Source organism: Streptomyces sp. NPDC012637, from assembly GCF_042954805.1.
Taxonomy (GTDB): Bacteria; Actinomycetota; Actinomycetes; order Streptomycetales; family Streptomycetaceae; genus Streptomyces.
On sequence record NZ_JBIBDS010000002.1, the window covers coordinates 502,621 to 528,429 of the forward strand.

Consider the following 25,809-nt stretch of genomic DNA (forward strand, 5'->3'; position numbering starts at 1 on the left):
TGCGTCAATCCCTCTCAGGGTTGTAAGGCTGTGGGTCTGATACGGGGGTCCTGGGGCCGGGGGGGGGCTCATGCTGAGCCCCCCGCCGGACTCCCGTCAGACCTCTTCGACGCTGCTCGGCTCGCGCCGGGACAGGTCGATGCCGAGCTCCTCCGCAGCGCGGAAGACGTCCTCGTCGGTGTCGCGCATCTCGATGGACATGCCGTCCGAGGACAGCACCTCCACGTTGAGGCACAGGGACTGCATCTCCTTGATGAGCACCTTGAAGGACTCGGGGATGCCGGGCTCAGGGATGTTCTCGCCCTTGACGATGGCCTCGTAGACCTTCACGCGGCCGGTGACGTCGTCGGACTTGATCGTCAGCAGCTCCTGGAGGGCGTAGGCGGCGCCGTAAGCCTCGAGCGCCCACACCTCCATCTCACCGAAGCGCTGACCACCGAACTGGGCCTTACCACCCAGCGGCTGCTGGGTGATCATCGAGTACGGGCCGGTCGAGCGGGCGTGCAGCTTGTCGTCGACCAGGTGGTGGAGCTTGAGGATGTACATGTACCCGACCGAGATCGGGTCCGGGAACGGCTCGCCGGAGCGGCCGTCGAACAGGCGCGCCTTGCCGGACGGGAGCACCATGCGCTCGCCGTCGCGGTTCGGGATGGTGTGCTGGAGCAGACCCGCGAGCTCGTCCTCACGCGCACCGTCGAAGACCGGGGTGGCGACGTTGGTGCCGGGGGCGACCTGGTCGGCGCCGATGGCCTGGAGGCGCTGCGCCCACTCGTCGGCGAGGCCGGAGACGTCCCAGCCGCGGCTGGCGAGCCAGCCGAGGTGGATCTCCAGGACCTGTCCCGGGTTCATTCGGGACGGGACACCGAGCGGGTTGAGGATGATGTCGACCGGAGTTCCGTCCTCGAGGAACGGCATGTCCTCGATGGGCAGGATCTTGGAGATGACACCCTTGTTGCCGTGACGGCCGGCGAGCTTGTCACCGTCGGTGATCTTGCGCTTCTGGGCGACGTAGACGCGGACCAGCTGGTTCACGCCGGGGGGAAGCTCGTCGCCCTCCTCGCGGTCGAAGACGCGGACGCCGATGACCTTGCCGGTCTCGCCGTGCGGGACCTTCAGCGAGGTGTCACGGACCTCACGGGCCTTCTCACCGAAGATCGCGCGGAGCAGGCGCTCCTCCGGGGTCAGCTCGGTCTCACCCTTCGGGGTGACCTTGCCGACCAGGATGTCGCCGGCGACGACCTCGGCACCGATGCGGATGATGCCGCGCTCGTCGAGGTCGGCGAGGACCTCCTCGGAGACGTTCGGGATGTCCCGGGTGATCTCCTCGGGGCCGAGCTTGGTGTCACGGGCGTCGACCTCGTGCTCCTCGATGTGGATCGAGGAGAGGACGTCGTCCTGCACGAGGCGCTGCGACAGGATGATCGCGTCCTCGTAGTTGTGACCCTCCCACGGCATGAACGCGACGAGCAGGTTCTTGCCGAGGGCCATCTCGCCCTCTTCGGTGGCGGGACCGTCGGCCAGGACCTGGCCCTCGATCACGCGGTCGCCCTCGGAGACGACGACCTTCTGGTTGACCGAGGTGCCCTGGTTCGAGCGGGAGAACTTGGCCAGGCGGTACGTGATGTAGGTGCCGTCGTCGTTGGCCACGGTGATGTAGTCCGCGGACAGCTCCTGGATGACACCGTCCTTCTCGGCCTTGAGCACGTCGCCGGCGTCGGTGGCGCAGCGGTACTCCATGCCGGTGCCGACGAGCGGGGCCTCCGCCTTGATGAGCGGAACGGCCTGGCGCATCATGTTCGCGCCCATGAGGGCACGGTTGGCGTCGTCGTGCTCGAGGAAGGGGATCATGGCGGTCGCGACCGACACCATCTGGCGCGGCGAGACGTCCATGTAGTCGACCTCGGACGGCTCGACGTAGTCGACCTCGCCGCCACGCTTGCGGACCAGGACGCGGTTCTCCGTGAAGCGGAGGTTCTCGTCGAGGGTCGCGTTCGCCTGGGCGATGACGAAGCGGTCCTCCTCGTCGGCGGTGACGTAGTCGACCTCGTCGGTGACCTGGCCGTCGACGACCTTGCGGTACGGCGTCTCGATGAAGCCGAAGGGGTTGATCCGGCCGTACGAGGCGAGCGAACCGATCAGACCGATGTTCGGGCCTTCGGGGGTCTCGATCGGGCACATGCGTCCGTAGTGGGACGGGTGCACGTCTCGGACCTCGAAGCCGGCCCGCTCACGGGACAGACCGCCGGGACCCAGCGCCGAGAGACGACGCTTGTGCGTCAGACCCGACAGCGGGTTGTTCTGGTCCATGAACTGCGACAGCTGGCTGGTGCCGAAGAACTCCTTGATGGAGGCGACGACCGGCCGGATGTTGATCAGGGTCTGCGGCGTGATCGCCTCGACGTCCTGGGTGGTCATGCGCTCGCGCACGACGCGCTCCATACGGGCGAGACCCGTACGGACCTGGTTCTGGATGAGCTCGCCGACGTTGCGCAGACGACGGTTGCCGAAGTGGTCGATGTCGTCGGCCTCGATGACGACCTCGGTGCCGCTGGCGCCGACCGTCTCGGTCTCGCCGGCGTGCAGCTTCACCAGGTACTTGATCGTGGCGATGATGTCGTCGGTGGTGAGGACACCCGCGTCCAGCGGCTCGTCGGCCCCGAGCTTCTTGTTGACCTTGTAGCGGCCGACCTTCGCGAGGTCGTAGCGCTTCGGGTTGAAGTACAGGTTCTCGAGCAGCGTCTGGGCGGCCTCGCGCGTCGGCGGCTCGCCCGGACGGAGCTTGCGGTAGATGTCGAGCAGCGCGTCGTCCTGGCCCTGGGTGTGGTCCTTCTCCAGGGTGGCGCGCATGGACTCGTACTCGCCGAACTCCTGCAGGATCTGCTCGGTGGTCCAGCCGAGCGCCTTGAGGAGGACGGTCACGGACTGCTTGCGCTTGCGGTCGATGCGCACACCGACGAGGTCGCGCTTGTCGATCTCCATCTCCAGCCAGGCACCCCGGGACGGGATGATCTTGGCGGAGAAGATGTCCTTGTCGGACGTCTTGTCGATCGAGGAGTCGAAGTAGACACCGGGCGAACGGACGAGCTGCGACACGACGACACGCTCGGTGCCGTTGATGACGAAGGTGCCCTTGTTCGTCATGAGCGGGAAGTCGCCCATGAAGACCGTCTGGGACTTGATCTCGCCGGTCTCGTTGTTCGTGAACTCGGCGGTGACGAAGAGCGGGGCACCGTAGGTGAAGTCACGGTCCTTGCACTCGTCGATCGAGTTCTTCGGCGGCTCGAAGCGGTGGTCGCGGAAGGTCAGCGACATCGACCCGGAGAAGTCCTCGATCGGGGAGATCTCCTCGAAGATCTCCTCCAGACCGGACTTCGTGGGGACGTCCTGTCCCGACTCAAGGGCGGCCTCGACGCGAGCCTTCCACGCGGCGTTGCCGAGCAGCCAGTCGAAGCTCTCGGTCTGGAGCGCGAGGAGGTTCGGAACCTCGAGGGGCTCCTTGATCTTTGCAAAGGAGATGCGCAGCGGGGCGGTGCTGGCGCCGTTGTTCGTATTGGTCGAGGCGTTGCGCGAGGCGGCCAAGAGGGGGTCCTTCCGAGGGCTCGGACTCACTGCGCGCGTACCGGTCCCTTGCGGAGCCCCGTGGAAGACGATTCCCGATATGGCCGAAAGGCCAGGTCAGAGCGGGTCGACCAGCGAAGCGGATGCGAGGGTATGCCCCTAGTGACGGGCAGGGGACAGCTAACAGGCAGCGCAAAGGGTCAGTGTAGCCACTTGGCCCACTGATGTCCAGGGCGTGTTCTTCGCGACCCTCGTTGTTCTCAACTCCGCGGTACCTCGCGCCGTGCGGCGCACCTCGATACTGCCCGTTCGGTCGTCGATCCATGCCTCGGAATCGGATCGTTGTGACGACGCGTCCTGAGAATTGCGCGCTGCGTGCGGTTCGTCAAGGCCCCCGCCCCTGCGCGGCGCACGGCGAAGATCACCTTACTCCGCTTCCGGAGCCCCGTACGACGGCCGCCACGCCGTCTCCGGGAACGCCGAAAGGCGACCACCCAGATGGATGATCGCCTTTCACGCTGCGAGCGTTACACGCTCAACAGGAGAGTCGCTGACGCGACGAGGTGTTACTTGACCTCGACGGCGGCACCGGCGCCCTCGAGCGCCTCCTTGGCCTTGTCAGCGGCCTCCTTGTTGACCTTCTCGAGGACCGGCTTCGGGGTGCCGTCGACGAGGTCCTTGGCCTCCTTCAGACCCAGGGAGGTCAGCTCGCGCACGACCTTGATGACCTGGATCTTCTTGTCGCCGGCGCCGGTGAGGATGACGTCGAACTCGTCCTTCTCCTCGACGGCCTCGGCGCCACCACCGGCGACACCGCCGGCAACGACGACCGGCGCGGCAGCGGCGGCGGTGACGTCGAACTTGTCCTCGAAGGCCTTCACGAACTCGGAGAGCTCGATGAGGGTCATCTCCTCGAACTGGGCAAGCAGCTCGTCCTGGGTGAGCTTCGCCATGATGGGCGATCCTTCCACTTATTCGGCAGGTGCCGGATGTACTGGGTGAGGCGGGCGTACGTCGGCCCGCTGCGACCCGCGCCTAGTGGTGCGGGTCAGAAAGCGAGCCGAATTACTCGGCACCGCCCTGCTCGGCCTGCTTGGCGCGCAGCGCGTCCACGGTGCGGACGAGCTTCGACGGCAGCGCCTGGAAGAGCGAGGCAGCCTGGGACTGCTTGCCCTTGAAGGCACCGGCCAGCTTGCTGAGCAGAACCTCGCGGGACTCGAGGTCCGCAAGCTTCTTGATGTCGTCGGCGGAGAGAGCCTTACCGTCAAGGACACCGGCCTTGATGATGAGGTTCGGGTTCTCCTTGGCGAAGTCACGCAGAGCCTTCGCCGACTCCACCGGGTCACCGGTGATGAAGGCGGCACCCGTCGGACCAGCGAACTGGTCGTCGAGCGAGGTGATCCCAGCCTGGTTGGCCGCAATCTTGGTCAGCGTGTTCTTCACCACGGCGTACTGGGCGTTCTCACCGAGAGAACGGCGCAGCGTCTTGAGCTGCGCCACGGTGAGACCCCGGTACTCGGTCAGCACGACGGCGTTGGAGCTCTGGAACGCGTCCTTGAGCTCGGCCACCGATGCAGCCTTGTTGGGCGTCGGCATAGTGCGTCAGCCTCCTTCCGGGTGATGAGGACCGCTCAGAAGGGGCTGTACAAACGAAAACGCCCCGGGCGCAGGCGCACGGGGCTCTGTTCGACCGAACCAGACGAATCCGATCCGGGAACTCTCCAGTGTCACCTGCGCGGGTCGCTCGCATCTCTCAGCGAATCCTTCGGCCACCACGCCCATCAGGGCGCAGCGACGACCAGCGGTCTTTGGCTTCCTCGGAAGAGTACGTGACGGGGACGGCCGGGGGCAAATCAGCCCTGGGCGGCCCTGTCCGCGTCCTGGAGCATCTTGAACAGGTCGACGGTGTCCTCGGCCGGCGGCGCCTGGACGGTGGCCCTGGCCCCGTAGTCGGTGTAGTCCGCCCGCATGTGCACCGTGCCCTGGTCCATGGTCATGCCGACGTCCATACGGGCCGGGTAACCGTCCTCGGTGACCCAGACCTCGGTGTCGTACCCCTTGAGACCGGCCTTCTTCACGTTGGCCACGAGCTCGTCGTACTGCTCCTTGGAGAGGAGCTTCGAGGACTTGTTGGCCTTGAGCATCTGCTCGAAGGTGAGCGTGCCCTTGTAGTGCTCGGTCTCCATGCCGTTGACCTTCTCGGCACCGACGTGCTTCAGGTTCGGGGAGTCCAGGAGCAGCGCGAGCTGCTGGGCCGGGTCCTGGTTCATGTTCTCCAGGCCGCCGGTCATCTGCTTGCGCAGGCTCTTGTCGCCGGTGGCCTCCGCGGCGGCCTTCATGTCGATCTTCATCCAGCGCTTGCCGTCCATCTTGGCGGCGGCCTCGGCGCCCATGTCCATGTACATGACGTTGTCACGCATGACCATGCGGACCTGCTCGGGGGCCTCGGGGTTGCCCGCGCCCAGCATGGAGCCCTTCATGGTGATGTCCAGTGCCGCGGGGTCCCAGCCCTGGACGCCGGTCATCGTGACGGTGCCGGCCCCCGGGCCGGCGCCCTCCACGCTCATCGTCATGCTGACCTTGGCCGACTTGGCGGCCGACGTCTTCTCGAACGCGGCCGTGAGGGCCTTCGTCACGTCCTCCAGGCCCTGCGCGGCCGCCTTGGCGGGCGCCTCCGCCGCGCTCTTGGCGTCGCCGTCCTGACAGCCGGCCACACCCGTGACGACGGCCGTGGCCGTCAGTGCGACGCCTGCGCGCTTCCATGCGGACATGCTCATGAGTCCCCACCCCTCGTGGTCTTCGGTCGTTCTCGTCCCCGTTGCACCGTAACGCAGGGCGCCGACAGCCCCGTAACGAGAAATCGCCCCCCGGGCCTCCGTAGAGGCCCGGGGGGCGATTTCAGGACGCTGGAGCCCCGTCACAGGGCTCCTGAGCCGGTCAGGCTCAGACCGCGGCCGGGTCCTCCTCGACGAGGAGGTTGCGGGTGCGGTTCGGGTCGACCGGGATGCCGGGGCCCATCGTGGTGGTGATGGCGGCCTTCTTGATGTAGCGGCCCTTGGCGGCGGACGGCTTCAGACGGAGGATCTCCTCCAGGGCCGCGCCGTAGTTCTCCACCAGCTTGGCGTCGTCGAAGGACACCTTGCCGATGATGAAGTGCAGGTTCGAGTGCTTGTCGACGCGGAACTCGATCTTGCCGCCCTTGATGTCGTTGACAGCCTTGGCGACATCGGGGGTGACGGTGCCGGTCTTCGGGTTCGGCATGAGACCACGCGGGCCGAGGACGCGGCCGAGGCGGCCGACCTTGCCCATGAGGTCCGGGGTGGCGACGACGGCGTCGAACTCGTTCAGGCGGTTGCCCTTGGAGATCTCGTCGATGAGCTCGTCGGAACCGACGATGTCGGCGCCCGCGGCGATCGCGGCCTCGGCACGGTCACCGGTCGCGAAGACCAGGACCCGGGCGGTCTTACCGGTGCCGTGCGGAAGGTTCACGGTGCCACGGACCATCTGGTCGGCCTTGCGCGGGTCGACGCCCAGACGGAAGGCCACCTCGACGGTGCCGTCGAACTTGGTGGTGGAGGTCTCCTTGGCGAGACGGACGGCCTCGAGCGGGGCGTAGAGCTTCTCCCGGTCGATCTTGGCGTCCGCAGCGCGGAGGGACTTGCTGCGCTTCACTGCTGCTCCTGTTGGTTCAGGTATGGAGTCGTGGTGCGGGCCGGCGCTGGCCCTGCCACTGAAGGACTACGGGGCTGATCAGCCCTCGACCGTGATGCCCATGGAACGGGCGGTGCCGGCGATGATCTTCGCGGCGGCGTCCAGGTCGTTGGCGTTGAGGTCGGGCATCTTGGTGGTGGCGATCTCGCGGACCTGCGCCTCGGTGATCTTGGCGACCTTGGTCTTGTGCGGCTCGCCGGAGCCCTTCTCCACGCCCGCGGCCTTGAGGATCATCTTGGCGGCCGGCGGGGTCTTGGTGATGAAGGTGAAGGAACGGTCCTCGTAGACCGTGATCTCCACCGGGATCACCCAGCCACGCTGCGACTCGGTCGCGGCGTTGTAGGCCTTGCAGAACTCCATGATGTTGACGCCGTGCTGACCCAGCGCGGGGCCGACCGGCGGGGCCGGGTTGGCCGCACCGGCGTTGATCTGGAGCTTGATAAGCCCCGTGACCTTCTTCTTCTTGGGAGGCATAGCTCTCTCCGGGTCCTAGTGAGAGTTTTCAGCCGATCCATCCGGTCATCCGGATGGAGGCATACCGCACAACGATAACGGGTATAGCTGCGCGTCCAAAAACCGAGCAGGTCAGAGGGGCTGTAGCAGCCCCTCTGACCTGTCCGGAAACTTCGTGCGTCAGTTCTTCTGGATCTGGTCGAAGCTGAGCTCGACCGGGGTCTCGCGACCGAAGATCTCGACGAGGCCCTTGACCTTCTTCGAGTCGGCGTTGATCTCGTTGATCGTCGCCTGGAGGGTCGCGAAGGGGCCGTCGGTGACGGTGACCGAGTCGCCCACCTCGAAGTCCAGGACCTCGACGGTGACCTTGCGGGCCGGAGCCGGCTTGCCCTCGGCCTCGGCGGCCTCGCGGGCGGCCTTCTCCTCGGCCTCCGGGGCGAGCATCTTGACGATCTCGTCCAGGGTCAGCGGGTACGGGTCGTAGGCGTTGCCCACGAAGCCGGTGACGCCGGGCGTGTTGCGGACGACGCCCCAGGACTCGTTCGTCAGGTCCATGCGGACGAGCACGTAACCGGGCAGCTTGTTCTGCCGGACGTTCTTGCGCTCGCCGTTCTTGATCTGGACGATCTCTTCCTCGGGAACCTCGGCCTGGTAGATGAACTCCTCGACGTTCAGCGAGACGGCGCGCTGCTCGAGGTTGGCCTTCACGCGCTTCTCGTAGCCCGCGTAGGTGTGGATCACGTACCACTCGCCGGGGAGCGTGCGCAGCTCCTCGCGGAGCGCGGCGATGGGGTCGACCGGAGCGGCGGGCTCGGCCTCCTCGGCCTCTTCCTCGTCCGCGAGCCCGGCCTCGGCCGCCTCGTCGGACTCCTCCGACTCCTCGGCCTCCTCCTCGGCGGCCTCGACGTCGGCGACCTCGGTGCCGTCGTCCTCGGCGTCGGTCTCCTCGACCTCGCCGAATTCGGCGTCAGCAGCTTCGGCCTGCTCCTCGTCGGCCGCCTCGACGATGTCCAGCTCGTCCTCGACGGACTCGGACTCGAAGGCGTCGTTCAGGTTCGCGTCAGACACGGTGGCTGCTTCTTCCTGCGCTACAGATGGGGTGGAACAAAAAGTCAGCCGAAGACGTACTTGACTGCTTCCTGGAAGCCATAGTCAATCACGGTCACGAGACCGATCATGATGACAACGAAGACAATCACCACAGTGGTGTACGTCGTCAGCTGGCTGCGAGTCGGCCAGACGACCTTGCGGAGTTCCGCGATGACCTGGCGGTAGAAGAGCGCGAGGCGGCCCAGAGGGCCCTTCTTACCGCGCTTGCCGCCCTTCCGGGCCTTCTTCTTCGACTCGGGAGCTGCGTCCTCGGCGTCAGGCATGTCGATGGAGCCTACGGCATCCGTCACGATGTCTCACCTGATTCCGGGTCGTGGCCGTGCCGCGCCCGGAATGGAGCCGCACGGCGGTGCAAGGAGTACGTACATGCGCACACAACCTGGTGGTGTGTGTAGCAGGGCCGGAGGGACTTGAACCCCCAACCGCCGGTTTTGGAGACCGGTGCTCTACCAATTGAGCTACGACCCTTTGTGGCTTCCCCAACCTACCGCATCGTGAGATGTGGTCGGTGCGGGGCCAACGAGCAGTGAGTGTACGTGGTCTTGGGCCCCTACGTCGAACAGAAACGGCTCCGACCTGCCACAGGGGCCTCGGAAAGGGCCTCCGCGGGCCGTCCGCACCGGGTGTACGACCGGGAATGACCGGTCCTGTCCGCTCCGTGAAACCTGTGTGCCGGGCCCGGACGGGGTCTGGGACGATGGCCGCATGAGCGCTGCTACCCCTCCCACCGAGCGTCGGGTCTCCGCCCGGATCGGTGCGATCTCCGAGTCCGCCACCCTCGCCGTCGACGCCAAGGCCAAGGCCCTCAAGGCCGCCGGGCGACCGGTCATCGGTTTCGGCGCGGGTGAGCCCGACTTCCCGACGCCGGACTACATCGTCGAGGCGGCCGTCGAGGCCTGCAAGAACCCGAAGTACCACCGCTACACGCCGGCCGGCGGTCTGCCCGAGCTCAAGGCCGCGATCGCCGCGAAGACGCTGCGCGACTCCGGCTACGAGGTCGACGCCTCCCAGGTCCTGGTGACCAACGGCGGCAAGCAGGCCATCTACGAGGCGTTCGCCGCGATCCTCGACCCGGGCGACGAGGTCATCGTCCCGGCCCCGTACTGGACGACCTACCCCGAGTCGATCCGCCTCGCCGGCGGTGTCCCGGTGGAGGTCGTGGCCGACGAGACCACCGGCTACCGGGTGTCGGTGGAGCAGCTGGAGGCCGCGCGCACGGAGAGGACCAAGGTCGTCCTCTTCGTCTCGCCGTCGAACCCGACCGGCGCCGTCTACAGCGAGGCCGAGACCGAGGCGATCGGCCGCTGGGCCGTCGAGCACGGTCTGTGGGTCCTCACCGACGAGATCTACGAGCACCTGGTGTACGGCGGCGCCACCGCCGCCTCGCTGCCGGCGGTCCTGCCGGAGCTGCGCGACAAGTGCATCGTCGTGAACGGCGTCGCGAAGACGTACGCGATGACGGGCTGGCGCGTGGGCTGGATCATCGGCCCGAAGGACGTCGTGAAGGCCGCGACCAACCTGCAGTCGCACGCCACCTCCAACGTCTCCAACGTGGCGCAGGTCGCGGCGCTCGCCGCCGTCTCGGGCGACCTGGACGCGGTCGCGGAGATGGGCAGGGCCTTCGACCGCCGCCGCCAGACGATCGTGCGGATGCTCAACGAGATCGAGGGCGTGCTCTGCCCGACGCCGGAGGGCGCGTTCTACGTGTACCCGTCGGTGAAGGCGCTGCTGGGCAAGGAGATCCGCGGCAAGCGCCCGCAGAGCTCCGTCGAGCTGGCCGCGCTGATCCTGGACGAGGCCGAGGTCGCGGTCGTCCCGGGCGAGGCCTTCGGCACGCCGGGCTACCTGCGGCTGTCGTACGCGCTGGGCGACGAGGACCTGGTGGAGGGCGTGTCCCGGATCCAGAAGCTGCTCGCCGAGGCGCGCGACTGACGGGATCGACCGACCGCCTGGCAACCTTGCTCGGTGGGTGCGGGCCCCTGGTTCTCCGGAACCGGGGGCCCGTTCTCACGTTCTAGCAAGGTCCCGATCGGGGAAACGGACTGTATTCGTCCATTCGGGTAAGGCAGGATCGGCCAATGGAGCACCTTCTTCACCGCGACCTCAGTCTGCTGCCCAAGGCCCACCTGCACCTGCACTTCACGGGCTCGATGCGGCCCACGACCCTCCTCGAACTGGCCGACAAGTACGGGGTGCACCTCCCCGAGGCGCTGAGCAGCGGCACTCCGCCGAGGCTGCGGGCCACGGACGAGCGGGGCTGGTTCCGCTTCCAGCGGCTCTACGACATCGCCCGCTCCTGCCTGCGCGAGCCCGAGGACATCCGCCGCCTGGTGCGCGAGGCGGCCCAGGAGGACGTGGCGGACGGCTCCGGCTGGCTGGAGATCCAGGTCGACCCGACCTCGTACGCGCCGCTGCTCGGCGGGCTGATCCCGGCCATGGAGATCATCCTGGACGCGGTCGACACGGCCTCGCGCGAGACCGGGCTCGGGATGCGGGTGCTGGTCGCGGCGAACCGCATGAAGCACCCCCTGGAGGCGCGCACGCTCGCCCGCCTCGCGGTGCGGTACGCGGACCGGGGCGTGGTCGGCTTCGGCCTCTCCAACGACGAGCGGCGCGGCATGGCCCGCGACTTCGACCGGGCCTTCGCCATCGCCCGCGAGGGCGGCCTGCTCGCGGCGCCGCACGGCGGCGAGCTGACCGGCCCCTCGTCCGTGCGGGACTGCCTGGACGACCTGCGGGCGGCACGGGTCGGGCACGGCGTACGGGCGGCCGAGGACCCGCGGCTGCTGCGCAAGCTCGCGGAGCGCCAGGTCACCTGCGAGGTGTGCCCGTCGTCCAACGTGGCGCTCGGCGTGTACGAGAAGCCGGAGGACGTGCCGCTGCGCACCCTCTTCGACGCGGGCGTGCCGATGGCCCTGGGGGCGGACGACCCGCTGCTCTTCGGCTCGCGGCTGGCCGCCCAGTACGAGATCGCCCGCCGGCACCACGGCTTCACGGACGAGGAGCTGGCGGAGCTGGCCCGGCAGTCGGTGCGCGGCTCGGCGGCGCCGGAGGACATCAGGGAGAAGCTGCTGTCGGGGATCGACGACTGGCTGGCGGCGCCGGTCGGCTGACGCGCCGCCCGGGCCGCGCCGCCCGGGCCGCGTCGGCCGGGCCCGGCGTCAGCCGAGCCCGCGCACCAGGGTGCGGGCGATCGGGCGGGCGGAGGTGTCGAGGTCCTGCGGCGGCCGGGCGTCCGAGGTCATGTCGTACGCGAAGGCGCGCTGCGCGCAGGCCCCGAGGAGGAGCGCGGCCGCGGCCCGCGGGTCACGGCGCCGTCGTCGGCGGCGTCGATCCCGCCGCGCCGCTGTTCGGCGCGGAGGTGGTCGGCGAGGCCCTCGACGGGCTTGTGGGGGCCGGTGCCGGGGCGCGGGCCTCAGATCTCGACGCCGACGGTCACCGGCTCGTTGACGAGCGTGACCCCGAAGGCGTCCCGGACGCCCGCGACGACCTCGCGGGCGAGCGCGAGCAGGTCCTCGGTGGTGGCCTCGCCACGGTTGGTGAGGGCGAGGGTGTGCTTGGTGGAGATGCGGGCCGGCCCGGAGCCGTAGCCCTTGGTGAAGCCGGCCTTGTCGATCAGCCAGGCCGCGGAGGTCTTGGTCAGGCCCTCCCCCGCCGGGTAGGCGGGCGGCACGGCGTCGGCGCCGAGGCGCTCGGCCACGCGCGCGAGGAAGGCCTCGTGCTGCTCGGCGGTGAGGATCGGGTTGGTGAAGAAGGAGCCGGCCGACCACGTGTCGTGGTCCTCCGGGTCCAGGACCATGCCCTTGCCGGCGCGCAGCTTCAGGACCGTCTCCCGCGCCCGGTCCAGGGGCACCCGGTCGCCAGCCTCGACACCGAGGGCCCGGGCGGTCTCCGCGTACGCGATCGGCGCGGACAGGCCCTCGGCGTCCTCGAGCCCGAAGCGGACCCGGAGCACGACGTAGCGGTCGGGCTGGTCCTTGAAGACGCTGTGCCGGTACGAGAAGGCGCACTCGGCGTTCGTGAGCGTGACCGTCTCCTCGGCCCTGCGGTCGTACGCGACGACCTCCGTGACGGTGGCGGAGACGTCCTGCCCGTAGGCGCCCACGTTCTGGATCGGCGTGGCGCCCGCCGATCCGGGGATCCCGGCCAGGCACTCGATCCCGGCGAGCCCGGCCTCGACGGTCCGCGCGACGGCGTCGGTCCACACCTCGCCCGCGGCGAGCTCCAGGCGGGTCCCGTCGAGCGAGAAGCCGCGGGTGGCGATGTGCAGGGCGGTGCCGTCGAAGCCCTTGTCGCCGATGACCAGGTTGGAACCGCCGCCGATGACGAGCAGCGGAGTCCCGGAGGCGTCGGCCTCGCGGACCGCGGCGATCACCTCGTCGTCCGTGGTGGCCGTGACGAGCCGCGTGGCGGGCCCGCCGAGCCGGAAGGTGGTCAGGGGCGCGAGGGGGGCGTCGTGGAGAAGCTGCACGGGCACAAGGGTACGGGCCCCTCCCGTACGGAAGGGGCCCGCGTCGTTCGTGGGCTCAGGCGAGCTTGACCACAGCCCGGCTCATGCCGAGCACCTTCTGCCCGGCGCTGGTGGCCGTGAGGTCGACGCGCACCCGGCCGTCGTCCAGCTTCGCGGCGACCTTCGCCGAGACCTCGACCAGGGCGCCCTCGTCGTCGTTCGGCACGACGACCGGCTTGGTGAAGCGGACGCCGTACTCGACGACGGCGGCCGGGTCGCCGGCCCAGTCGGTGACGACGCGGACCGCCTCGGCCATGGTGAACATGCCGTGGGCGATGACGTCGGGCAGGCCGACCTCCCGGGCGAACTTCTCGTTCCAGTGGATCGGGTTGAAGTCACCCGAGGCACCGGCGTACCTCACGAGCGTGGCGCGGGTCACGGGGAAGGTCTGCGCGGGCAGTTCGGTGCCGACCTCGACCTCGTCGTAGGCGATCTTCGCGGTCACGGTCAGGCCTCCTCGGGGGCGCGGGCGACGAGCTTGGTCCAGGCGGTGACGACGTGCTCGCCGGTCTCGTCGTGGACCTCGCCGCGGATGTCCAGGATGTCGTTGCCCGCGAGGGACTTGATCGCCTCGATGGTGCTGGTCACCGAGAGCCGGTCACCGGCGCGCACCGGCCGGGTGTAGGCGAACTTCTGGTCGCCGTGCACGACGCGGCTGTAGTCGAGGCCCAGCTGCGGGTCCTCGATCACCTGGCCGGCGGCCTTGAAGGTGATCGCGAAGACGAAGGTCGGCGGGGCGACGACGTCGGGGTGACCGAGGGCCTTGGCGGCCTCCTGGTCGGTGTACGCGGGATTCGCGTCCCCGATCGCCTCGGCGAACTCGCGGATCTTCTCGCGGCCGACCTCGTACGGCGCGGTGGGCGGATAGGTCCGGCCCACGAAGGACTGGTCGAGCGCCATGGCCTCGATACCTCCTGCTGGTCCTGCTTGCTGGTCCTGCTGAGAATGGTGCGGGTAAACGACACGAGGCCGTCCCCGGCTGGGGACGGCCTCGTGTACGAGCCTGTTTAGCGCGTCTCGCGGTGCGCCGTGTGCGAGTTGCAGCGAGGGCAGTGCTTCTTCATCTCAAGACGGTCCGGGTTGTTACGCCGGTTCTTCTTGGTGATGTAGTTCCGCTCCTTGCACTCCACGCAGGCCAGCGTGATCTTCGGGCGGACGTCGGTGGCAGCCACGTGAGTGCTCCTTGACGGACGGATGGACGGATGAACGCATGAAAGAGTAGCCGATCGTAGGACCGACCCCACAATCGGCTACTGTGTGTAGCGGTGACCGGACTTGAACCGGTGACACAGCGATTATGAGCCGCTTGCTCTACCGACTGAGCTACACCGCTTTGATGATCCGGATCCCGCCCGAAGGCGGGTCCTTCTCACCAGAGCCCCAATACGGAATCGAACCGTAGACCTTCTCCTTACCATGGAGACGCTCTGCCGACTGAGCTATTGGGGCGAGCGAGGAAGACATTACACGGTCTCCGGCCCATCACCCAAATCCGTTTCCCGGGCCTCTTGCGCGGCAGCTTCCCGGCCGCCTCCTACGCCACTCGTGCAGTCATCAGTACGACTATTGCGCTCCTCCTCGAAGGCGGCCGGGGCCGCCCCTAGGCTCGGGCCCACGCTGCGTGATCTTGATCTTGGCGAGCCGCGACCGCGCGCCGTGAGCCGTGAGCCTGGAGCCCTGAGGAGCCCGATTGTCCGCCGACAGCAAGCAGCCCCAGCCGCCGCCCGACGACCGGGCCGCGGCCACCGCAGACGCCATGTCGCTGCTGCTCGCGAACGCGCGGCTCACCGACGGCCGCACCGTCGACGTGCGGCTCGGCGGCGGCCGGATCGAGGCCGTCGGCACGGCAGGCAGCCTCACCGCCGTCGGGGCCCGCGTCGACCTGGCCGGCTACCTGCTGCTGCCCGCGCCCGCCGAGCCCCACGCGCACATCGACACCGCGCTCACCGCCGACTCCCCCGGCCCCGTCTCGTACGCCCCCGAGGAGGTCCAGCGCCGGGCGACCGAGGCCGCCCTGCTCCAGCTCGGGCACGGCGCGACCGCGCTGCGCGCCCACGTCCGGATCGGGGACGTGCACGGCCTCGGCCCGCTCGAGGCCACGCTGCAGGCCCGGCGTTCGCTCCGCGGCCTGGCCGAGCTGACGACCGTGGCGACGCCCCGGCTGCTGACCGGGGCGGCGGGCGCCGACGGGCTCGCGATGCTGCGGGACGCGGTGAAGATGGGCGCCGGCGTGGTCGGCGGCTGCCCCGACCTCGACCCGGACCCCACCGGCTACGTGGAGGCGCTCCTCGAGGTCGCGGCCGAGCACGGCTGCCCGGTCGACCTGCACACCGACGGTGACGACCCGGCGCGCCTCGCCCGGCTCGCGGCGATGGCCGGCGGACTGCGGCCGGGGGTGACGATCGGCCCCTGCGCGGGGCTCGCACGCCTGCCCTCCGACCAGGCGCGCCGGGCGGCGGACCAGCTGGCGGCGGCCGGGGTGACCGTGGTCTGCCTGCCGCAGGGCGGCTGCGGCGCCACCGAGCTGCGCGGCGCGGCCCCGGTACGGCTGCTGCGCGCCGCCGGGGTGCGGGTCGCGGCGGGCGGCGGGGCGCTGCGCGACGTGTCCAACCCGGTGGGCCGCGGCGACCCGCTGGAAGCCGCCTACCTGACGGCCTCGCTTGGCGGGCTCCCCGCCCCGGAGGCGTACGGGGCGGTGAGCACGGACGCGCGGGCCGCCATGGGCCTTCCGGAGGTCCGGGTGGAGGCCGGCTTCCCGGCGGAGCTGCTCGCGGTGCGCGGCGAACGGCTCGCGGGCGTGCTGTCCCTCGCGTACAGCCGGATCGTGGTGCACCGGGGCCGGGTGGTGGCCCGGACGAGCGCGGTGCGGGAGTACTGCGACTCGGCCGCCGCCCTCGACCTGCCCCGGCAGGCGCGGCCCGAGCGGCCGGACCCGGGAGGCCCGGCGGGGCCGGGAGCCGTACGGTCGTGAGTATGCGCGTAGTCATCGCTGGTGGACACGGACAGATCGCCCTGCGACTCGAGCGGCTGCTGGCCGCGGGCGGACACGAACCGGTGGGCATCATCCGCCGCCCCGAACAGGAGGCGGACCTGCGGGCGGCCGGCGCGGAGGCGGTCGTCCTGGACCTGGAGTCGGCTTCGGTCGGCGAGGTCGCCGCGGTCCTGGAAGGCGCCGACGCGGCCGTCTTCGCGGCGGGCGCCGGCCCGGGCAGCGGCGCGGAACGCAAGGAGTCCGTGGACCGCGGCGCGGCCGTCCTGTTGGCCGACGCGGCGGAGCAGGCGGGCGTACGGCGCTTCCTGGTCGTCTCGTCCATGGGCGCGCAGTCGGGCCACGAGGGCGACGCCGTCTTCGACGCCTACCTGCGCGCCAAGGGCGCGGCGGACGACGACGTCCGCGCCCGCGAGGGCCTCGACTGGACGATCCTGCGCCCCGGCATGCTCACCGACGACGCCGGCACGGGACTGGTCCGCCTGGAGGCGTCCACGGGCCGCGGCCCGATCCCCCGCGACGACGTGGCGGCGGTCCTCGCCGAACTCCTCGACACGCCGGCCACGGCCGGCCTGACCCTGGAACTGATCATGGGCTCGACCCCGGTGGCGGTCGCGGTCCGCGACATCGCGGGCAACTGACCCGCCTCCTCCCCGTCCACACCCCGTCCACGGAAATGCAGAAGGTCCCCGGTGCGAACACCGGGGACCTTCTGCATCGCGTGGCGGCGCCAGGATTCGAACCTGGGTAGGCTAAGCCGACGGATTTACAGTCCGCTCCCATTGGCCACTCGGGCACACCGCCATGGGATCGCTGCCTCGGAGCCGCTTTTCGGCGGTGCTCCCTGGCAACGACGTAAACAATACCTGATCCCCAGGGGTGCTTCGCCACCGGATTGATCTCGGCTTCGCGGCCGTCCCGGTGGCTACGCTTTGTGCCGTACCCAACGCATCCGAGCAAGGAGCCTCACCTCATGGCCGACTCCAGTTTCGACATCGTCTCCAAGGTCGAGCGGCAGGAGGTCGACAACGCCCTCAACCAGGCCGCGAAGGAGATCACGCAGCGCTACGACTTCAAGGGCACCAACGCCTCGATCTCCTGGTCGGGCGAGAAGATCCTGATGCAGGCCAACGGCGAGGAGCGGGTCAAGGCGATCCTCGACATCTTCCAGTCCAAGCTGATCAAGCGGGGCATCTCGCTGAAGTCGCTGGACGTGGAGGGCGAGCCGCAGCTGTCCGGCAAGGAGTACAAGCTCTTCGCCTCCATCCAGGAGGGCATCTCCCAGGAGAACGCGAAGAAGGTCGCCAAGGTCATCCGCGACGAGGGCCCCAAGGGCGTCAAGGCGCAGGTGCAGGGCGACGAGCTGCGGGTCAGCTCGAAGAGCCGGGACGACCTGCAGGCCATCATCGCGCTGCTCAAGGGCAAGGACTTCGACTTCGCCCTGCAGTTCGTGAACTACCGGTAGGACTGCCGGCAGGGCCTCCGCAGGACCTCTGAAGGTCGTGTCCGAAAACCGCCAGCCCCGTTGCGGGCGGGGCTCGCACACTGGACGCATGACGACGAACAGCACTCTCTACGCCCACGTCGACGGCCCCCTCGGCACGATGCTCCTGGTGGGGCGGGTCGCCGACGGGGGTTCCCTCGTGCTGCGGTCGCTGTCGCTGGAGGGCCAGAAGGGCGGCGTCTGCGTCGAGGACAGCTGGACGTGTGCCCCGGCGGTGTTCGAGGAGGTCGCGGGGCAGCTCGACGCGTACTTCGCCGGGCGGCGCGAGGGCTTCGACATCCCGTACGAGGAGTCCGGGACCGACTTCCAGCGCGCCGTCTGGAAGGCCCTGGAGGAGATCCCGTACGGGACGACCGTCTCGTACGGGGACATCGCCCGCCGGGTCGGCTCGTCCGGTGCCGGGGTGCGGGCCGTGGGCACCGCGATCGGGCGGAATCCGCTGCTCGTGGTGCGGCCCTGCCACCGGGTGATCGGGGCCGACGGCAGCCTGCGCGGCTACGCGGCCGGGCTGGAGCGCAAGGAACGGCTGCTGCACCTGGAGAGCGGTGCCTGACGGGCTGTTCCCGCGCGAGCGGAGCGAACCGGCGCCGGGCGCGGTGCACGTGCCCGGCTGGCTGCCGTTCGCCCGGCAGCGGGAACTCGTCGCGGCCTGCCGGGAGTTCGGGCGGGGGCCGGTCTCGTACGAGCACACGGTCCTGCCCGGCGGCGGGGTGATGTCGGTGCGCTCGCTGTGCCTCGGACGGCGCTGGGTTCCGTACCGGTACCTCGGCCCCGAGGAGAACCTCCTCGAACTCCCGGACTGGCTCGTCGAGCTCGGGCGCGAGGCACTGGCGGACGCGTACGGCGCGCACGGTCCGTACGGCGGTTTCGCGCCGGACACCGCGCTCGTGAACTTCTACGCGGACGGCGCGAGGATGGGCATGCACCAGGACAGGGAGGAGCGGTCGCCCGCCCCTGTCGTGTCGTTGAGCCTGGGCGACACCTGCGTGTTCCGGCTCGGGAACACCGATGACCGCGGACGGCCCTGGACCGACGTCGAGTTGGCCTCCGGCGACCTGCTCGTCTTCGGCGGACCGTCCCGCCTCGCGTACCACGGCGTGCCCAAGGTGTACGCGGGCAGCGCCGAGCCGGCCCTGGGGCTCGCCGGACGGCTCAACATCACCCTGAGGGAGACCGGCCTGTAGGACGGGGCCGCGGCCTGTCCGGCCCTGATCCGGAAGAGAGGGCCTAGCGCTCGCGCGAGTGGCCGAAAAGGATCCGGTACCCGATCAGCAGGACCAGTGAGCCGCCGATCGCCGACAGCCAGGTCGCCCCGTCGTAGAAGTCCTGGGCGACGGGCCGGTCCAGGAAGCGGGCCGACAGCCAGCCGCCGAGGAACGCGCCGACGACGCCGATGACCGTCGTGCCGATCAGGCCGCCCGGGTCGCGGCCCGGCAGCAGGACCTTGGCGATGACTCCCGCGATCAGTCCGAGGACTATCCAGCTGATGATGCTCATGCCCAGGAGGACGCCCGGCGGTCCCGAGCGGTTGCCGGACCCCCTAGTGTGCGGAGCATGACACAGGAACTGCGCCGCACTCTCGGAGTGTTCGACGCCGTCGTGATCGGGCTCGGCTCGATGGTCGGCGCCGGGATCTTCGCGGCGCTCGGGCCCGCGGCACGCGCGGCCGGCCCCGGGCTGCTCCCGGCACTCGGCGTCGCCGCCGTCGTCGCCTACTGCAACGCGATGGCCTCGGCCCGGCTCGCCGCCCGCTACCCGGCCTCCGGCGGCACCTACGTGTACGGCCGCGAACGGCTCGGCGCGTTCTGGGGCTATCTCGCGGGCTGGGCCTTCATCGTCGGCAAGACCGCCTCGTGCGCGGCGATGGCGCTCACCGTCGGCGCGTACGTGTGGCCCGCGTATTCCCACGCGGTGGCCGTCGCCGCCGTCGTCGCCCTGACCGCCGTCAACTACAAGGGCGTGCAGAAGTCCGCGCTGCTCACCCGGGTGATCGTCGCGGTCGTGCTCGCCGTGCTCGCGGCGGTCGTCGTGGCCGCAGCCGGGGCCGGGGAGGCCGGGCGGCTCGCGCTCGACGGGGACGTCCCGGCGGGCGGCGTGCTCCAGGCCGCCGGGCTGCTGTTCTTCGCCTTCGCCGGGTACGCGCGGATCACGACGCTCGGCGAGGAGGTCCGCGACCCGGAGCGGACCATCCCGCGGGCCGTGCCGCTCGCCCTGGGCATCGCGCTCGCCGTCTACGCGGCCGTCGCCGTCACCGTGCTCGCCGTCCTCGGCCCGGAGGGCCTGGCCGCCTCGCCCGCCCCGCTCGCGGACGCGGCGCGGGCCGCCGGGGCGGACTGGCTGGTTCCGGTGGTCACCGTGGGCGCGGCGGTCGCCGCGCTGGGCTCGCTGCTCTCGCTGATCCTCGGCGTGTCACGGACGACCCTCGCCATGGCCAGGGACGGCCATCTGCCGGCCACCCTCGCCGCCGTCCACCCGCGCTTCCGGGTTCCGCACCACGCGGAGCTCGCGGTGGGCGCGGTGGTCGCCGTCGTGGCGGCCACGGCGGACCTGCGCGGCGCGATCGGCTTCTCGTCGTTCGCGGTGCTGGTCTACTACGGGATCGCCAACGCCTCCGCGTGGACCCTGGGGCGCCGGGAGCGGCCGCTGGCCGTGCTCGGCCTGGCCGGCTGCGCGGCGCTCGCGTTCTCGCTCCCGCCGGCCGCCGTCCTGGCGGGTCTCGGCGTGCTCGCGGTCGGGGTGGTGGCCCACGCGGTCAGCCGAGGACGCCCCGAGCCCCCTCGCTCCTGAGACCGTCCAGGGCGGATGCCGGGGGGCCGTGGCGAGGTTTCCGCACGGGCTCCGGCCCTCGCGCCGGCCTCCAACGGACCTGACGGCGCCCAGCCGCCCCCGGCCAGCCTCCTTGCGGCCCCTTGGGCGCCCCCTGGCGGCCCTGTCGGCTCCTAGCGGCCCTGGTAGCCGTACGCGCCGTACGCCTGATCGGTGGGGACGATCTCCTTGCCCAGCGGCAGCAGCGAGACCGGGATCAGCTTGAAGTTGGCGATGCCCAGCGGGATGCCGATGATCGTGATGCAGAGGGCGATGCCGGTGGTGATGTGGCCGAGCGCCAGCCACCAGCCGGCCAGGACCAGCCACAGCACGTTGCCGACGCAGGACGGGGCGCCGGCGTCCGGCCGGTCGACGACCGTGTGCCCGAAGGGCCACAGGGCGTAGACGCCGATGCGGAACGCGGCGAGTCCGAAGGGGATGCCGATGATCGTGATGCAGAGCAGGACGCCGGCCAGCAGGTAGCCGAGGAACATCCAGAATCCGCACAGGATCAGCCATATGACGTTCAGGATCGTCTTCACGGGCGGTGACCTGCCATCTGTTCGAGCCGGGCGATGCGCTCCGCCATCGGCGGGTGGGTGGAGAACATCTTGGACAGCCCCTGTCCCGGACGGAAGGGGTTCGCGATCATCATGTGGCTTGCGGTCTCGATCCTGGGCTCGGGCGGCAGCGGAAGCTGCTTGGTGCCCGCCTCCAGCTTGCGCAGGGCGCCGGCCAGGGCGAGCGGATCGCCGGTGAGCTGGGCGCCGGAGGCGTCCGCCTCGTACTCGCGGGAACGGGAGATGGCCAGCTGGATGACGGAGGCGGCGATCGGGCCCAGGATCATGATCAGCAGCATCCCGAGCAGTCCGGGCCCCTCGTCGTCGTCCGAGCGGCCGATCGGGATCAGCCAGGCGAAGTTCACCAGGAAAAGGATCACGGAGGCGAGGGCTCCGGCGACCGACGAGATCAGGATGTCGCGGTTGTAGACGTGGCTCAGCTCGTGGCCGATGACCCCGCGCAGCTCGCGCTCGTCGAGGATCGCGAGGATGCCCTCGGTGCAGCACACGGCCGCGTTGCGCGGGTTGCGGCCGGTCGCGAAGGCGTTGGGCGCCTGGGTGGGCGAGATGTAGAGCCTCGGCATGGGCTGGCGGGCCTGTGTGGAGAGCTCACGGACCATCCGGTAGAGCGCCGGGGCCTCGAACTCGCTCACCGGGCGGGCGCGCATGGCGCGCAGCGCGAGCTTGTCGCTGTTCCAGTACGCGTACGCGTTGGTGCCGAGCGCCACGACGAGCGCGACGATCAGGCCCGTACGCCCGAAGAAGCTGCCGATGACGATGATGAGGGCGGAGAGCCCTCCGAGGAGTACGGCGGTCCTCAGCCCGTTGTGCCGGCGGTGCACGGTACGCCCTCCAAGTGGTGCGGCAGGGGAACCCTTCTGTCCAGTGGACCCTCCCTTCCTGGTCAACGCCACGCGGGAGGTACGGGTTCCCCGGCCGCGCCGGGCCGCCCCGTACGCCGTACGGGTGAAGGAGCGGCCGGAGCCGGTGTGCCGGGGGCTCGGTGCGCCGGGACGGGCCTAACGGGGTGCCGGGACGGCGATCTTGTCCAGGCCGGCCTTCACGAGCGCGTCGGCGACCGGCTCGACCTCGCTGGTGCAGTGGGCGCAGCGGGAGGCGATGGCCGGGATCTCGGCGAAGCAGCGGGGGCAGTCGCGCTTCTCCGACTTCGGGTCCATCGCCTCCTCCTTGGCGAACCGCTCCTGGATCTTCGTCATGGGGACGACGATCATGAAGTAGAGGACGGCGGCGGTGATGACGAAGGCTATGGCGGCGGCGATCGCCAGGCCGTAGGGGAAGTCGGTCTTGCCGATGGTGAACTTCGCCTCGCTGAAGTCGCCGACCGAGCCGGTGGCCAGACCGATGAGCGGGGTGATGAACGCCTTGCTGAAGCCGGTCACGACGGCCGTGAACGCCGAGCCGACGGCCAGACCGATGGCCATCGAGACGACGTTGCCGCGAAGTATGAAGTCCTTGAAACCGTTCAGCACGGGGTCCTGCTCCTTGGAGGGTTCTGCTTGTGGGGGATCTTCTGGTGGGGTCAGAAGAGGCTGTTCGCCGCGAAGCGGAGGACGAACTGCGGGTAGCCCGACAGCACGACGCCCGCGACGGCGGTCAGCGCGACGGCCAGGGTGACCGGGGCGGGGGCCCGGTGCCGTACGGTCTCGCCTTCCGGCCCGCGGAACAGCAGCGCCGTCCACCGCAGGTAGTAGTAGAGGCCGATCACGACGTTGACGCCCATGATCACGGCGAGCCAGCCGAGGCCCGCGTCGACGGCCGCCGAGAAGACGGTCACCTTGGCGAAGAGGCCGATGATACCCGGGGGCAGTCCGGCCAGGTTCAGGAGGAAGAAGCCGAGCGTGAGGGCGGCGGCGGGGCTCGCCGCGTACAGGCCCCGGTAGTCCGCGATCCGGTTCTCCGGGTGCGTACGGGCGACGACGGCGACGACGGCGAAGGCGCCGAGGTTCACGACGGCGTACATGAGTGCGTACGCGACGGTCGCGCCGATCTGGTCGTCGCTGGAGTACGCGGCGGCGGCGATCGGCACCAGGAGGTAGCCGGCCTGGGCGACGGACGACCAGGCGAGCAGCCGTACCGCGCTCCACGCGCGCGTGGAGACCTGGCGCAGCGCGCCGACGTTGCCGACGGTCATGGTGAGCGCGGCGAGCACGGCGAGCGCCGGGCCCCACACGTCCGCGTACGACGGGAAGGCGACGACGGTCACCAGGATGAGGCCGGTGAAGCCGACGGCCTTGCCGACCACGGAGAGGTAGGCGGCGACGGGCAGCGGGGCGCCCACGTAGGTGTCGGGCACCCAGAAGTGGAAGGGCACCGCGGCCGTCTTGAAGGCGAAGCCGACCAGGGTGAGGACGACACCGGTCTGGGCGAGCGTCTGCAGCTGTCCGGGCACGTCGCCGAGGCGCTGGGCGACCTCGGTGAGGTGGAGGGTGCCGGTCGCCGCGTAGACGAAGCTGACGCCGAGCAGGGTCACGGCGGTGGCGGTGACGGAGGACAGGAAGAACTTGAGCGCGGACTCGCTGGACACCCGGTCGCCGCGGCGCAGGCCGACGAGCGCGAACGCGGGCAGCGAGGCCACTTCGAGGGCGACGACGAGGGTCGCCAGGTCGCGGGAGGCGGGCAGCAGCGCGGCGCCGGCCGCGGAGGACAGCAGCAGGAACCAGTACTCGCCGGCCGGGAGCCTGTCGCGGGTGTCGGCGATCGACAGCAGCGCGGTGACGAGCGCGCCGCCGAGCACCAGGAACTGGATGACCAGGGTGAAGTGGTCGGCGGTGTAGCTGCACGCCCGGAGCTGGGTGTCGGCGGTCAGGCAGAAGGTCGAGCGGTCGCCCGCGCGCAGCGGCGCGAGCAGGGCGAGCGCGGCGACGAGCCCGGCGACGGAGATCCAGCCGAGGAGCTGCTTGCGGGCCTCCGGGACGAACAGGTCGGCGACGAGGACGACGAGCGCGACCAGGGCCGTGAGGGTGGGCGGCGCGATCGCCAGCCAGTCGACGGACTGGACGAGGCTGGGCGCCGCGGCCGTGGCGGTCACTGGGCTCACTTGGTGCCTCCCGCGAGGAGCTGCTGGACGGCCGGGTCGGTGAGGCCGAGGAGGACCGCGGGCCACAGTCCGGCGAGGACGGTGAGGGCGACGAGCGGGGTCCAGGCGGCGAGCTCGTAGCCCTGGACGTCGGCGAGGACGGTCTCGCCGGCCGGGCGGGGGCCGCCCATGCAGACGCGCCGGACGACGACGAGGAGGTAGGCGGCGGTGAGGAGGGTGCCGAAGGCGCCGATCGCCATGAAGGTGAGGAAGGCGGGCCGGCTGAGGCCGTCGGCCGGGTCGAAGGCCCCGAACAGGGCGAGCATCTCGCCCCAGAACCCGGCGAGGCCGGGCAGGCCGAGCGAGGCGACGGCGGCGAAGGCGAGCAGGGCGCCGAGGCGCGGGGCGCGGCCGTAGAGGGCGGCGCCGGTGGCTCCGGCGAGGGTGTCGAGGTCGGCGGTGCCGTAGCGGTCCTTGAGGGCGCCGACCAGGAAGAAGAGGAGGCCGGTGATGAGGCCGTGGGCGATGTTGGCGAACAGGGCGCCGTTGACCCCGGTGGGCGTCATGGTGGCGATGCCGAGCAGCACGAAGCCCATGTGGCCGACGGAGGAGTAGGCGATCAGCCGCTTGAGGTCGCCCTTGTTGCCGGGCTTCGCGAGGGCGAGGCAGGCGAGGGAACCGTAGACGATGCCGGCGACGGCGAAGGCCGCGAGGTACGGGGCGAAGGTCCGCATGCCGTCGGGGGCGATCGGCAGCACGATGCGGACGAAGCCGTACGTGCCCATCTTCAGGAGCACGCCGGCGAGGAGCACGGAGCCGACGGTCGGGGCGGCGGTGTGGGCGTCCGGCAGCCAGCTGTGCAGCGGCCACATCGGGGTCTTCACGGCGAGCCCGAGCCCGATCGCCAGAACGGCGATGACCTGCACGGACATGGTCAGCCCGCGGCCGTTGTCAGCGGCGAGTGCCACCATGTCGAACGTGCCCGCCTTCACGCCGACGAGGAGCAGGCCGAGCAGCATGACGACGGAGCCGAGCAGCGTGTAGAGGATGAACTTCCAGGCGGCGGCCTGCCTGCCCTCGCCGCCCCAGCGGGCGATGAGGAAGTACATCGGGATGAGGACCATCTCGAAGGCCAGGAAGAAGAGGACGAGGTCGAGGACGGCGAAGGTCGCGAGGGTGCCGGACTCGAGGACGAGGAGCAGGGCGACGAACGCCTTGGGTGACGGGCCCGAAGGCATCTTGAAGTAGCTGTACAGCGCGCTGAGGAAGGTCAGCAGCGCGGTCAGGAGCAGGAGGGGGAGCGAGATGCCGTCGACACCGAGGTGGATCCGCACGTCCAGGGCGTGGATCCAGCTGATGTCCGTGGTCGCCTGCATCTTCGACGGCTGGTCGTGGTCGAAGCCGAGCGTGAGGACGATCGCGGCGAGCAGGATCACGCCGGTGACGGTCACGCCGTGGCGGAGCACGGCCTGGTCGGGCGACTTCCCCTTCAGCCCGGGCGGGGCCGGCAGGAGGGCGGCGGCGGCGCCGAGGAGCGGGCCGGCGACGATCGACGCGAGAAGGAACTGCATC

At 70.2% G+C, this 25,809-nt stretch carries 26 protein-coding genes and 4 tRNA genes; 8 read left to right on the forward strand and 22 right to left on the reverse strand.

Annotation, left to right across the window (positions count from 1 at the left end; translation table 11 throughout):
* Nucleotides 1-96: 96 nt before the first annotated feature.
* The 9 genes from rpoB to ACFY8W_RS10475 all read right to left on the reverse strand — a co-directional run bounded on the left by rpoB (nt 97) and on the right by ACFY8W_RS10475 (nt 9,300).
* Nucleotides 97-3,579 carry a DNA-directed RNA polymerase subunit beta gene (gene rpoB, locus ACFY8W_RS10435; protein ID WP_391102752.1) on the reverse strand — a complete coding sequence of 1,161 codons (3,483 nt, stop codon included), beginning with the start codon at nt 3,577-3,579 and terminating at the stop codon, nt 97-99.
* Between the two features lie 545 nt (nt 3,580-4,124).
* Entirely contained in the window at nt 4,125-4,511 is a 387-nt protein-coding gene (rplL, locus tag ACFY8W_RS10440) for a 50S ribosomal protein L7/L12 (RefSeq protein ID WP_391102754.1), read from the reverse strand.
* 112 nt (nt 4,512-4,623) lie between these two features.
* Complete coding sequence (gene rplJ, locus ACFY8W_RS10445) at nt 4,624-5,154, reverse strand: 50S ribosomal protein L10 (RefSeq protein ID WP_389204828.1); 531 nt, start codon at nt 5,152-5,154, stop codon at nt 4,624-4,626.
* A 257-nt stretch (nt 5,155-5,411) separates the two neighbouring features.
* Entirely contained in the window at nt 5,412-6,335 is a 924-nt protein-coding gene (locus ACFY8W_RS10450; protein WP_391102757.1) for a hypothetical protein, read from the reverse strand.
* A 166-nt stretch (nt 6,336-6,501) separates the two neighbouring features.
* The gene (rplA, locus tag ACFY8W_RS10455) at nt 6,502-7,230 is read right to left on the reverse strand and encodes a 50S ribosomal protein L1 (protein ID WP_391102759.1); all 729 of its coding nucleotides are present in this window, start codon (nt 7,228-7,230) and stop codon (nt 6,502-6,504) included.
* A 78-nt stretch (nt 7,231-7,308) separates the two neighbouring features.
* Nucleotides 7,309-7,743 carry a 50S ribosomal protein L11 gene (gene rplK, locus ACFY8W_RS10460; RefSeq protein ID WP_128980827.1) on the reverse strand — a complete coding sequence of 145 codons (435 nt, stop codon included), beginning with the start codon at nt 7,741-7,743 and terminating at the stop codon, nt 7,309-7,311.
* Between the two features lie 159 nt (nt 7,744-7,902).
* Nucleotides 7,903-8,790 (reverse strand): transcription termination/antitermination protein NusG, encoded by an 888-nt coding sequence (gene nusG, locus ACFY8W_RS10465; RefSeq protein ID WP_391102761.1) that lies wholly within the window; start codon nt 8,788-8,790, stop codon nt 7,903-7,905.
* Nucleotides 8,791-8,834: 44 nt separating this feature from the next.
* On the reverse strand, nt 8,835-9,122 hold the full coding sequence (gene secE / locus ACFY8W_RS10470; protein ID WP_382532579.1) for a preprotein translocase subunit SecE: 288 nt from the start codon (nt 9,120-9,122) through the stop codon (nt 8,835-8,837).
* A gap of 105 nt (nt 9,123-9,227) precedes the next feature.
* Nucleotides 9,228-9,300: transfer RNA gene (locus tag ACFY8W_RS10475), tRNA-Trp, on the reverse strand.
* 237 nt (nt 9,301-9,537) lie between these two features.
* Between ACFY8W_RS10475 and ACFY8W_RS10480 the strand changes: the two genes are divergently transcribed.
* On the forward strand, nt 9,538-10,764 hold the full coding sequence (locus ACFY8W_RS10480) for an aminotransferase class I/II-fold pyridoxal phosphate-dependent enzyme (protein ID WP_391102764.1): 1,227 nt from the start codon (nt 9,538-9,540) through the stop codon (nt 10,762-10,764).
* Between the two features lie 146 nt (nt 10,765-10,910).
* Complete coding sequence (locus ACFY8W_RS10485; RefSeq protein WP_391102767.1) at nt 10,911-11,945, forward strand: adenosine deaminase; 1,035 nt, start codon at nt 10,911-10,913, stop codon at nt 11,943-11,945.
* A 302-nt stretch (nt 11,946-12,247) separates the two neighbouring features.
* Here the strand turns inward: ACFY8W_RS10485 and ACFY8W_RS10490 are convergent, their stop codons facing one another.
* The 6 genes from ACFY8W_RS10490 to ACFY8W_RS10515 form a co-directional block, all read right to left on the reverse strand.
* Nucleotides 12,248-13,378, reverse strand: coding sequence for a UDP-N-acetylmuramate dehydrogenase (locus ACFY8W_RS10490; RefSeq protein ID WP_391103861.1), 1,131 nt, complete (start codon nt 13,376-13,378; stop codon nt 12,248-12,250).
* On the reverse strand, nt 13,359-13,787 hold the full coding sequence (locus tag ACFY8W_RS10495; protein ID WP_391102769.1) for a MaoC/PaaZ C-terminal domain-containing protein: 429 nt from the start codon (nt 13,785-13,787) through the stop codon (nt 13,359-13,361). The genes ACFY8W_RS10490 and ACFY8W_RS10495 overlap by 20 nt, the downstream gene beginning before the upstream one ends.
* A 2-nt stretch (nt 13,788-13,789) precedes the next feature.
* Nucleotides 13,790-14,242, reverse strand: a complete 453-nt coding sequence (locus ACFY8W_RS10500; RefSeq protein WP_391102772.1) for a MaoC family dehydratase N-terminal domain-containing protein — start codon at nt 14,240-14,242, stop codon at nt 13,790-13,792.
* Nucleotides 14,243-14,349: 107 nt separating this feature from the next.
* Nucleotides 14,350-14,514 carry a 50S ribosomal protein L33 gene (rpmG, locus tag ACFY8W_RS10505; RefSeq protein ID WP_003956487.1) on the reverse strand — a complete coding sequence of 55 codons (165 nt, stop codon included), beginning with the start codon at nt 14,512-14,514 and terminating at the stop codon, nt 14,350-14,352.
* 88 nt (nt 14,515-14,602) lie between these two features.
* Nucleotides 14,603-14,675, reverse strand: a tRNA-Met gene (locus tag ACFY8W_RS10510).
* 43 nt (nt 14,676-14,718) lie between these two features.
* Nucleotides 14,719-14,791: transfer RNA gene (locus tag ACFY8W_RS10515), tRNA-Thr, on the reverse strand.
* Nucleotides 14,792-15,032: 241 nt separating this feature from the next.
* Between ACFY8W_RS10515 and ACFY8W_RS10520 the strand changes: the two genes are divergently transcribed.
* On the forward strand, nt 15,033-16,313 hold the full coding sequence (locus ACFY8W_RS10520; RefSeq protein WP_391102774.1) for an amidohydrolase family protein: 1,281 nt from the start codon (nt 15,033-15,035) through the stop codon (nt 16,311-16,313).
* A gap of 2 nt (nt 16,314-16,315) precedes the next feature.
* Nucleotides 16,316-16,972, forward strand: a complete 657-nt coding sequence (locus ACFY8W_RS10525; protein WP_391102776.1) for an NAD(P)H-binding protein — start codon at nt 16,316-16,318, stop codon at nt 16,970-16,972.
* Between the two features lie 81 nt (nt 16,973-17,053).
* Here the strand turns inward: ACFY8W_RS10525 and ACFY8W_RS10530 are convergent.
* Nucleotides 17,054-17,135 (reverse strand) — tRNA-Tyr (locus ACFY8W_RS10530).
* 169 nt (nt 17,136-17,304) lie between these two features.
* Here ACFY8W_RS10530 and ACFY8W_RS10535 point away from each other — a divergent pair.
* The 3 genes from ACFY8W_RS10535 to ACFY8W_RS10545 all read left to right on the forward strand — a co-directional run bounded on the left by ACFY8W_RS10535 (nt 17,305) and on the right by ACFY8W_RS10545 (nt 19,019).
* Nucleotides 17,305-17,796 (forward strand): YajQ family cyclic di-GMP-binding protein, encoded by a 492-nt coding sequence (locus ACFY8W_RS10535; RefSeq protein ID WP_128980846.1) that lies wholly within the window; start codon nt 17,305-17,307, stop codon nt 17,794-17,796.
* A gap of 88 nt (nt 17,797-17,884) precedes the next feature.
* Nucleotides 17,885-18,388, forward strand: a complete 504-nt coding sequence (locus ACFY8W_RS10540; protein ID WP_391102778.1) for a methylated-DNA--[protein]-cysteine S-methyltransferase — start codon at nt 17,885-17,887, stop codon at nt 18,386-18,388.
* Nucleotides 18,381-19,019: an alpha-ketoglutarate-dependent dioxygenase AlkB gene (locus ACFY8W_RS10545; RefSeq protein WP_391102781.1), complete on the forward strand. Its 639-nt coding sequence runs from the start codon at nt 18,381-18,383 to the stop codon at nt 19,017-19,019. Before ACFY8W_RS10540 ends, ACFY8W_RS10545 begins: the two co-directional genes overlap by 8 nt.
* A gap of 43 nt (nt 19,020-19,062) precedes the next feature.
* Here the strand turns inward: ACFY8W_RS10545 and ACFY8W_RS10550 are convergent, their stop codons facing one another.
* Entirely contained in the window at nt 19,063-19,332 is a 270-nt protein-coding gene (locus tag ACFY8W_RS10550) for a GlsB/YeaQ/YmgE family stress response membrane protein (protein ID WP_391102783.1), read from the reverse strand.
* A gap of 57 nt (nt 19,333-19,389) precedes the next feature.
* Between ACFY8W_RS10550 and ACFY8W_RS10555 the strand changes: the two genes are divergently transcribed.
* The gene (locus ACFY8W_RS10555; protein ID WP_391102785.1) at nt 19,390-20,622 is read left to right on the forward strand and encodes an amino acid permease; all 1,233 of its coding nucleotides are present in this window, start codon (nt 19,390-19,392) and stop codon (nt 20,620-20,622) included.
* Between the two features lie 152 nt (nt 20,623-20,774).
* Here ACFY8W_RS10555 and ACFY8W_RS10560 read toward each other — a convergent pair whose 3' ends face one another.
* The 5 genes from ACFY8W_RS10560 to ACFY8W_RS10580 form a co-directional block, all read right to left on the reverse strand.
* Nucleotides 20,775-21,182, reverse strand: coding sequence for a YccF domain-containing protein (locus ACFY8W_RS10560; RefSeq protein ID WP_391102788.1), 408 nt, complete (start codon nt 21,180-21,182; stop codon nt 20,775-20,777).
* Entirely contained in the window at nt 21,179-22,042 is an 864-nt protein-coding gene (gene htpX, locus ACFY8W_RS10565; RefSeq protein ID WP_386864020.1) for a zinc metalloprotease HtpX, read from the reverse strand. Before htpX ends, ACFY8W_RS10560 begins: the two co-directional genes overlap by 4 nt.
* A gap of 177 nt (nt 22,043-22,219) precedes the next feature.
* Nucleotides 22,220-22,690 (reverse strand): large conductance mechanosensitive channel protein MscL, encoded by a 471-nt coding sequence (mscL, locus tag ACFY8W_RS10570; RefSeq protein WP_391102790.1) that lies wholly within the window; start codon nt 22,688-22,690, stop codon nt 22,220-22,222.
* 50 nt (nt 22,691-22,740) lie between these two features.
* Nucleotides 22,741-24,258, reverse strand: coding sequence for a proton-conducting transporter membrane subunit (locus ACFY8W_RS10575; protein ID WP_391102793.1), 1,518 nt, complete (start codon nt 24,256-24,258; stop codon nt 22,741-22,743).
* On the reverse strand, nt 24,255-25,808 hold the full coding sequence (locus ACFY8W_RS10580) for an NADH-quinone oxidoreductase subunit M (RefSeq protein WP_391103864.1): 1,554 nt from the start codon (nt 25,806-25,808) through the stop codon (nt 24,255-24,257). Before ACFY8W_RS10580 ends, ACFY8W_RS10575 begins: the two co-directional genes overlap by 4 nt.
* Between the last annotated feature and the right edge of the window lies 1 nt (nt 25,809).

What these genes read in the sequence shown, in the direction of transcription:
- rplL (WP_391102754.1), bottom strand. Translation starts at nt 4,511, where the DNA reads ATGGCGAAGCTCACCCAGGACGAGCTGCTTGCCCAGTTCGAGGAGATG.
- rplJ (WP_389204828.1), bottom strand. Translation starts at nt 5,154, where the DNA reads ATGCCGACGCCCAACAAGGCTGCATCGGTGGCCGAGCTCAAGGACGCG.
- ACFY8W_RS10450 (WP_391102757.1), bottom strand. Translation starts at nt 6,335, where the DNA reads ATGAGCATGTCCGCATGGAAGCGCGCAGGCGTCGCACTGACGGCCACG.
- rplK (WP_128980827.1), bottom strand. Translation starts at nt 7,743, where the DNA reads ATGCCTCCCAAGAAGAAGAAGGTCACGGGGCTTATCAAGCTCCAGATC.
- ACFY8W_RS10480 (WP_391102764.1), top strand. Translation starts at nt 9,538, where the DNA reads ATGAGCGCTGCTACCCCTCCCACCGAGCGTCGGGTCTCCGCCCGGATC.
- ACFY8W_RS10485 (WP_391102767.1), top strand. Translation starts at nt 10,911, where the DNA reads ATGGAGCACCTTCTTCACCGCGACCTCAGTCTGCTGCCCAAGGCCCAC.
- ACFY8W_RS10500 (WP_391102772.1), bottom strand. Translation starts at nt 14,242, where the DNA reads ATGGCGCTCGACCAGTCCTTCGTGGGCCGGACCTATCCGCCCACCGCG.
- ACFY8W_RS10525 (WP_391102776.1), top strand. Translation starts at nt 16,316, where the DNA reads ATGCGCGTAGTCATCGCTGGTGGACACGGACAGATCGCCCTGCGACTC.
- ACFY8W_RS10535 (WP_128980846.1), top strand. Translation starts at nt 17,305, where the DNA reads ATGGCCGACTCCAGTTTCGACATCGTCTCCAAGGTCGAGCGGCAGGAG.
- ACFY8W_RS10540 (WP_391102778.1), top strand. Translation starts at nt 17,885, where the DNA reads ATGACGACGAACAGCACTCTCTACGCCCACGTCGACGGCCCCCTCGGC.
- ACFY8W_RS10550 (WP_391102783.1), bottom strand. Translation starts at nt 19,332, where the DNA reads ATGAGCATCATCAGCTGGATAGTCCTCGGACTGATCGCGGGAGTCATC.
- ACFY8W_RS10555 (WP_391102785.1), top strand. Translation starts at nt 19,390, where the DNA reads ATGACACAGGAACTGCGCCGCACTCTCGGAGTGTTCGACGCCGTCGTG.
- ACFY8W_RS10580 (WP_391103864.1), bottom strand. Translation starts at nt 25,808, where the DNA reads ATGCAGTTCCTTCTCGCGTCGATCGTCGCCGGCCCGCTCCTCGGCGCC.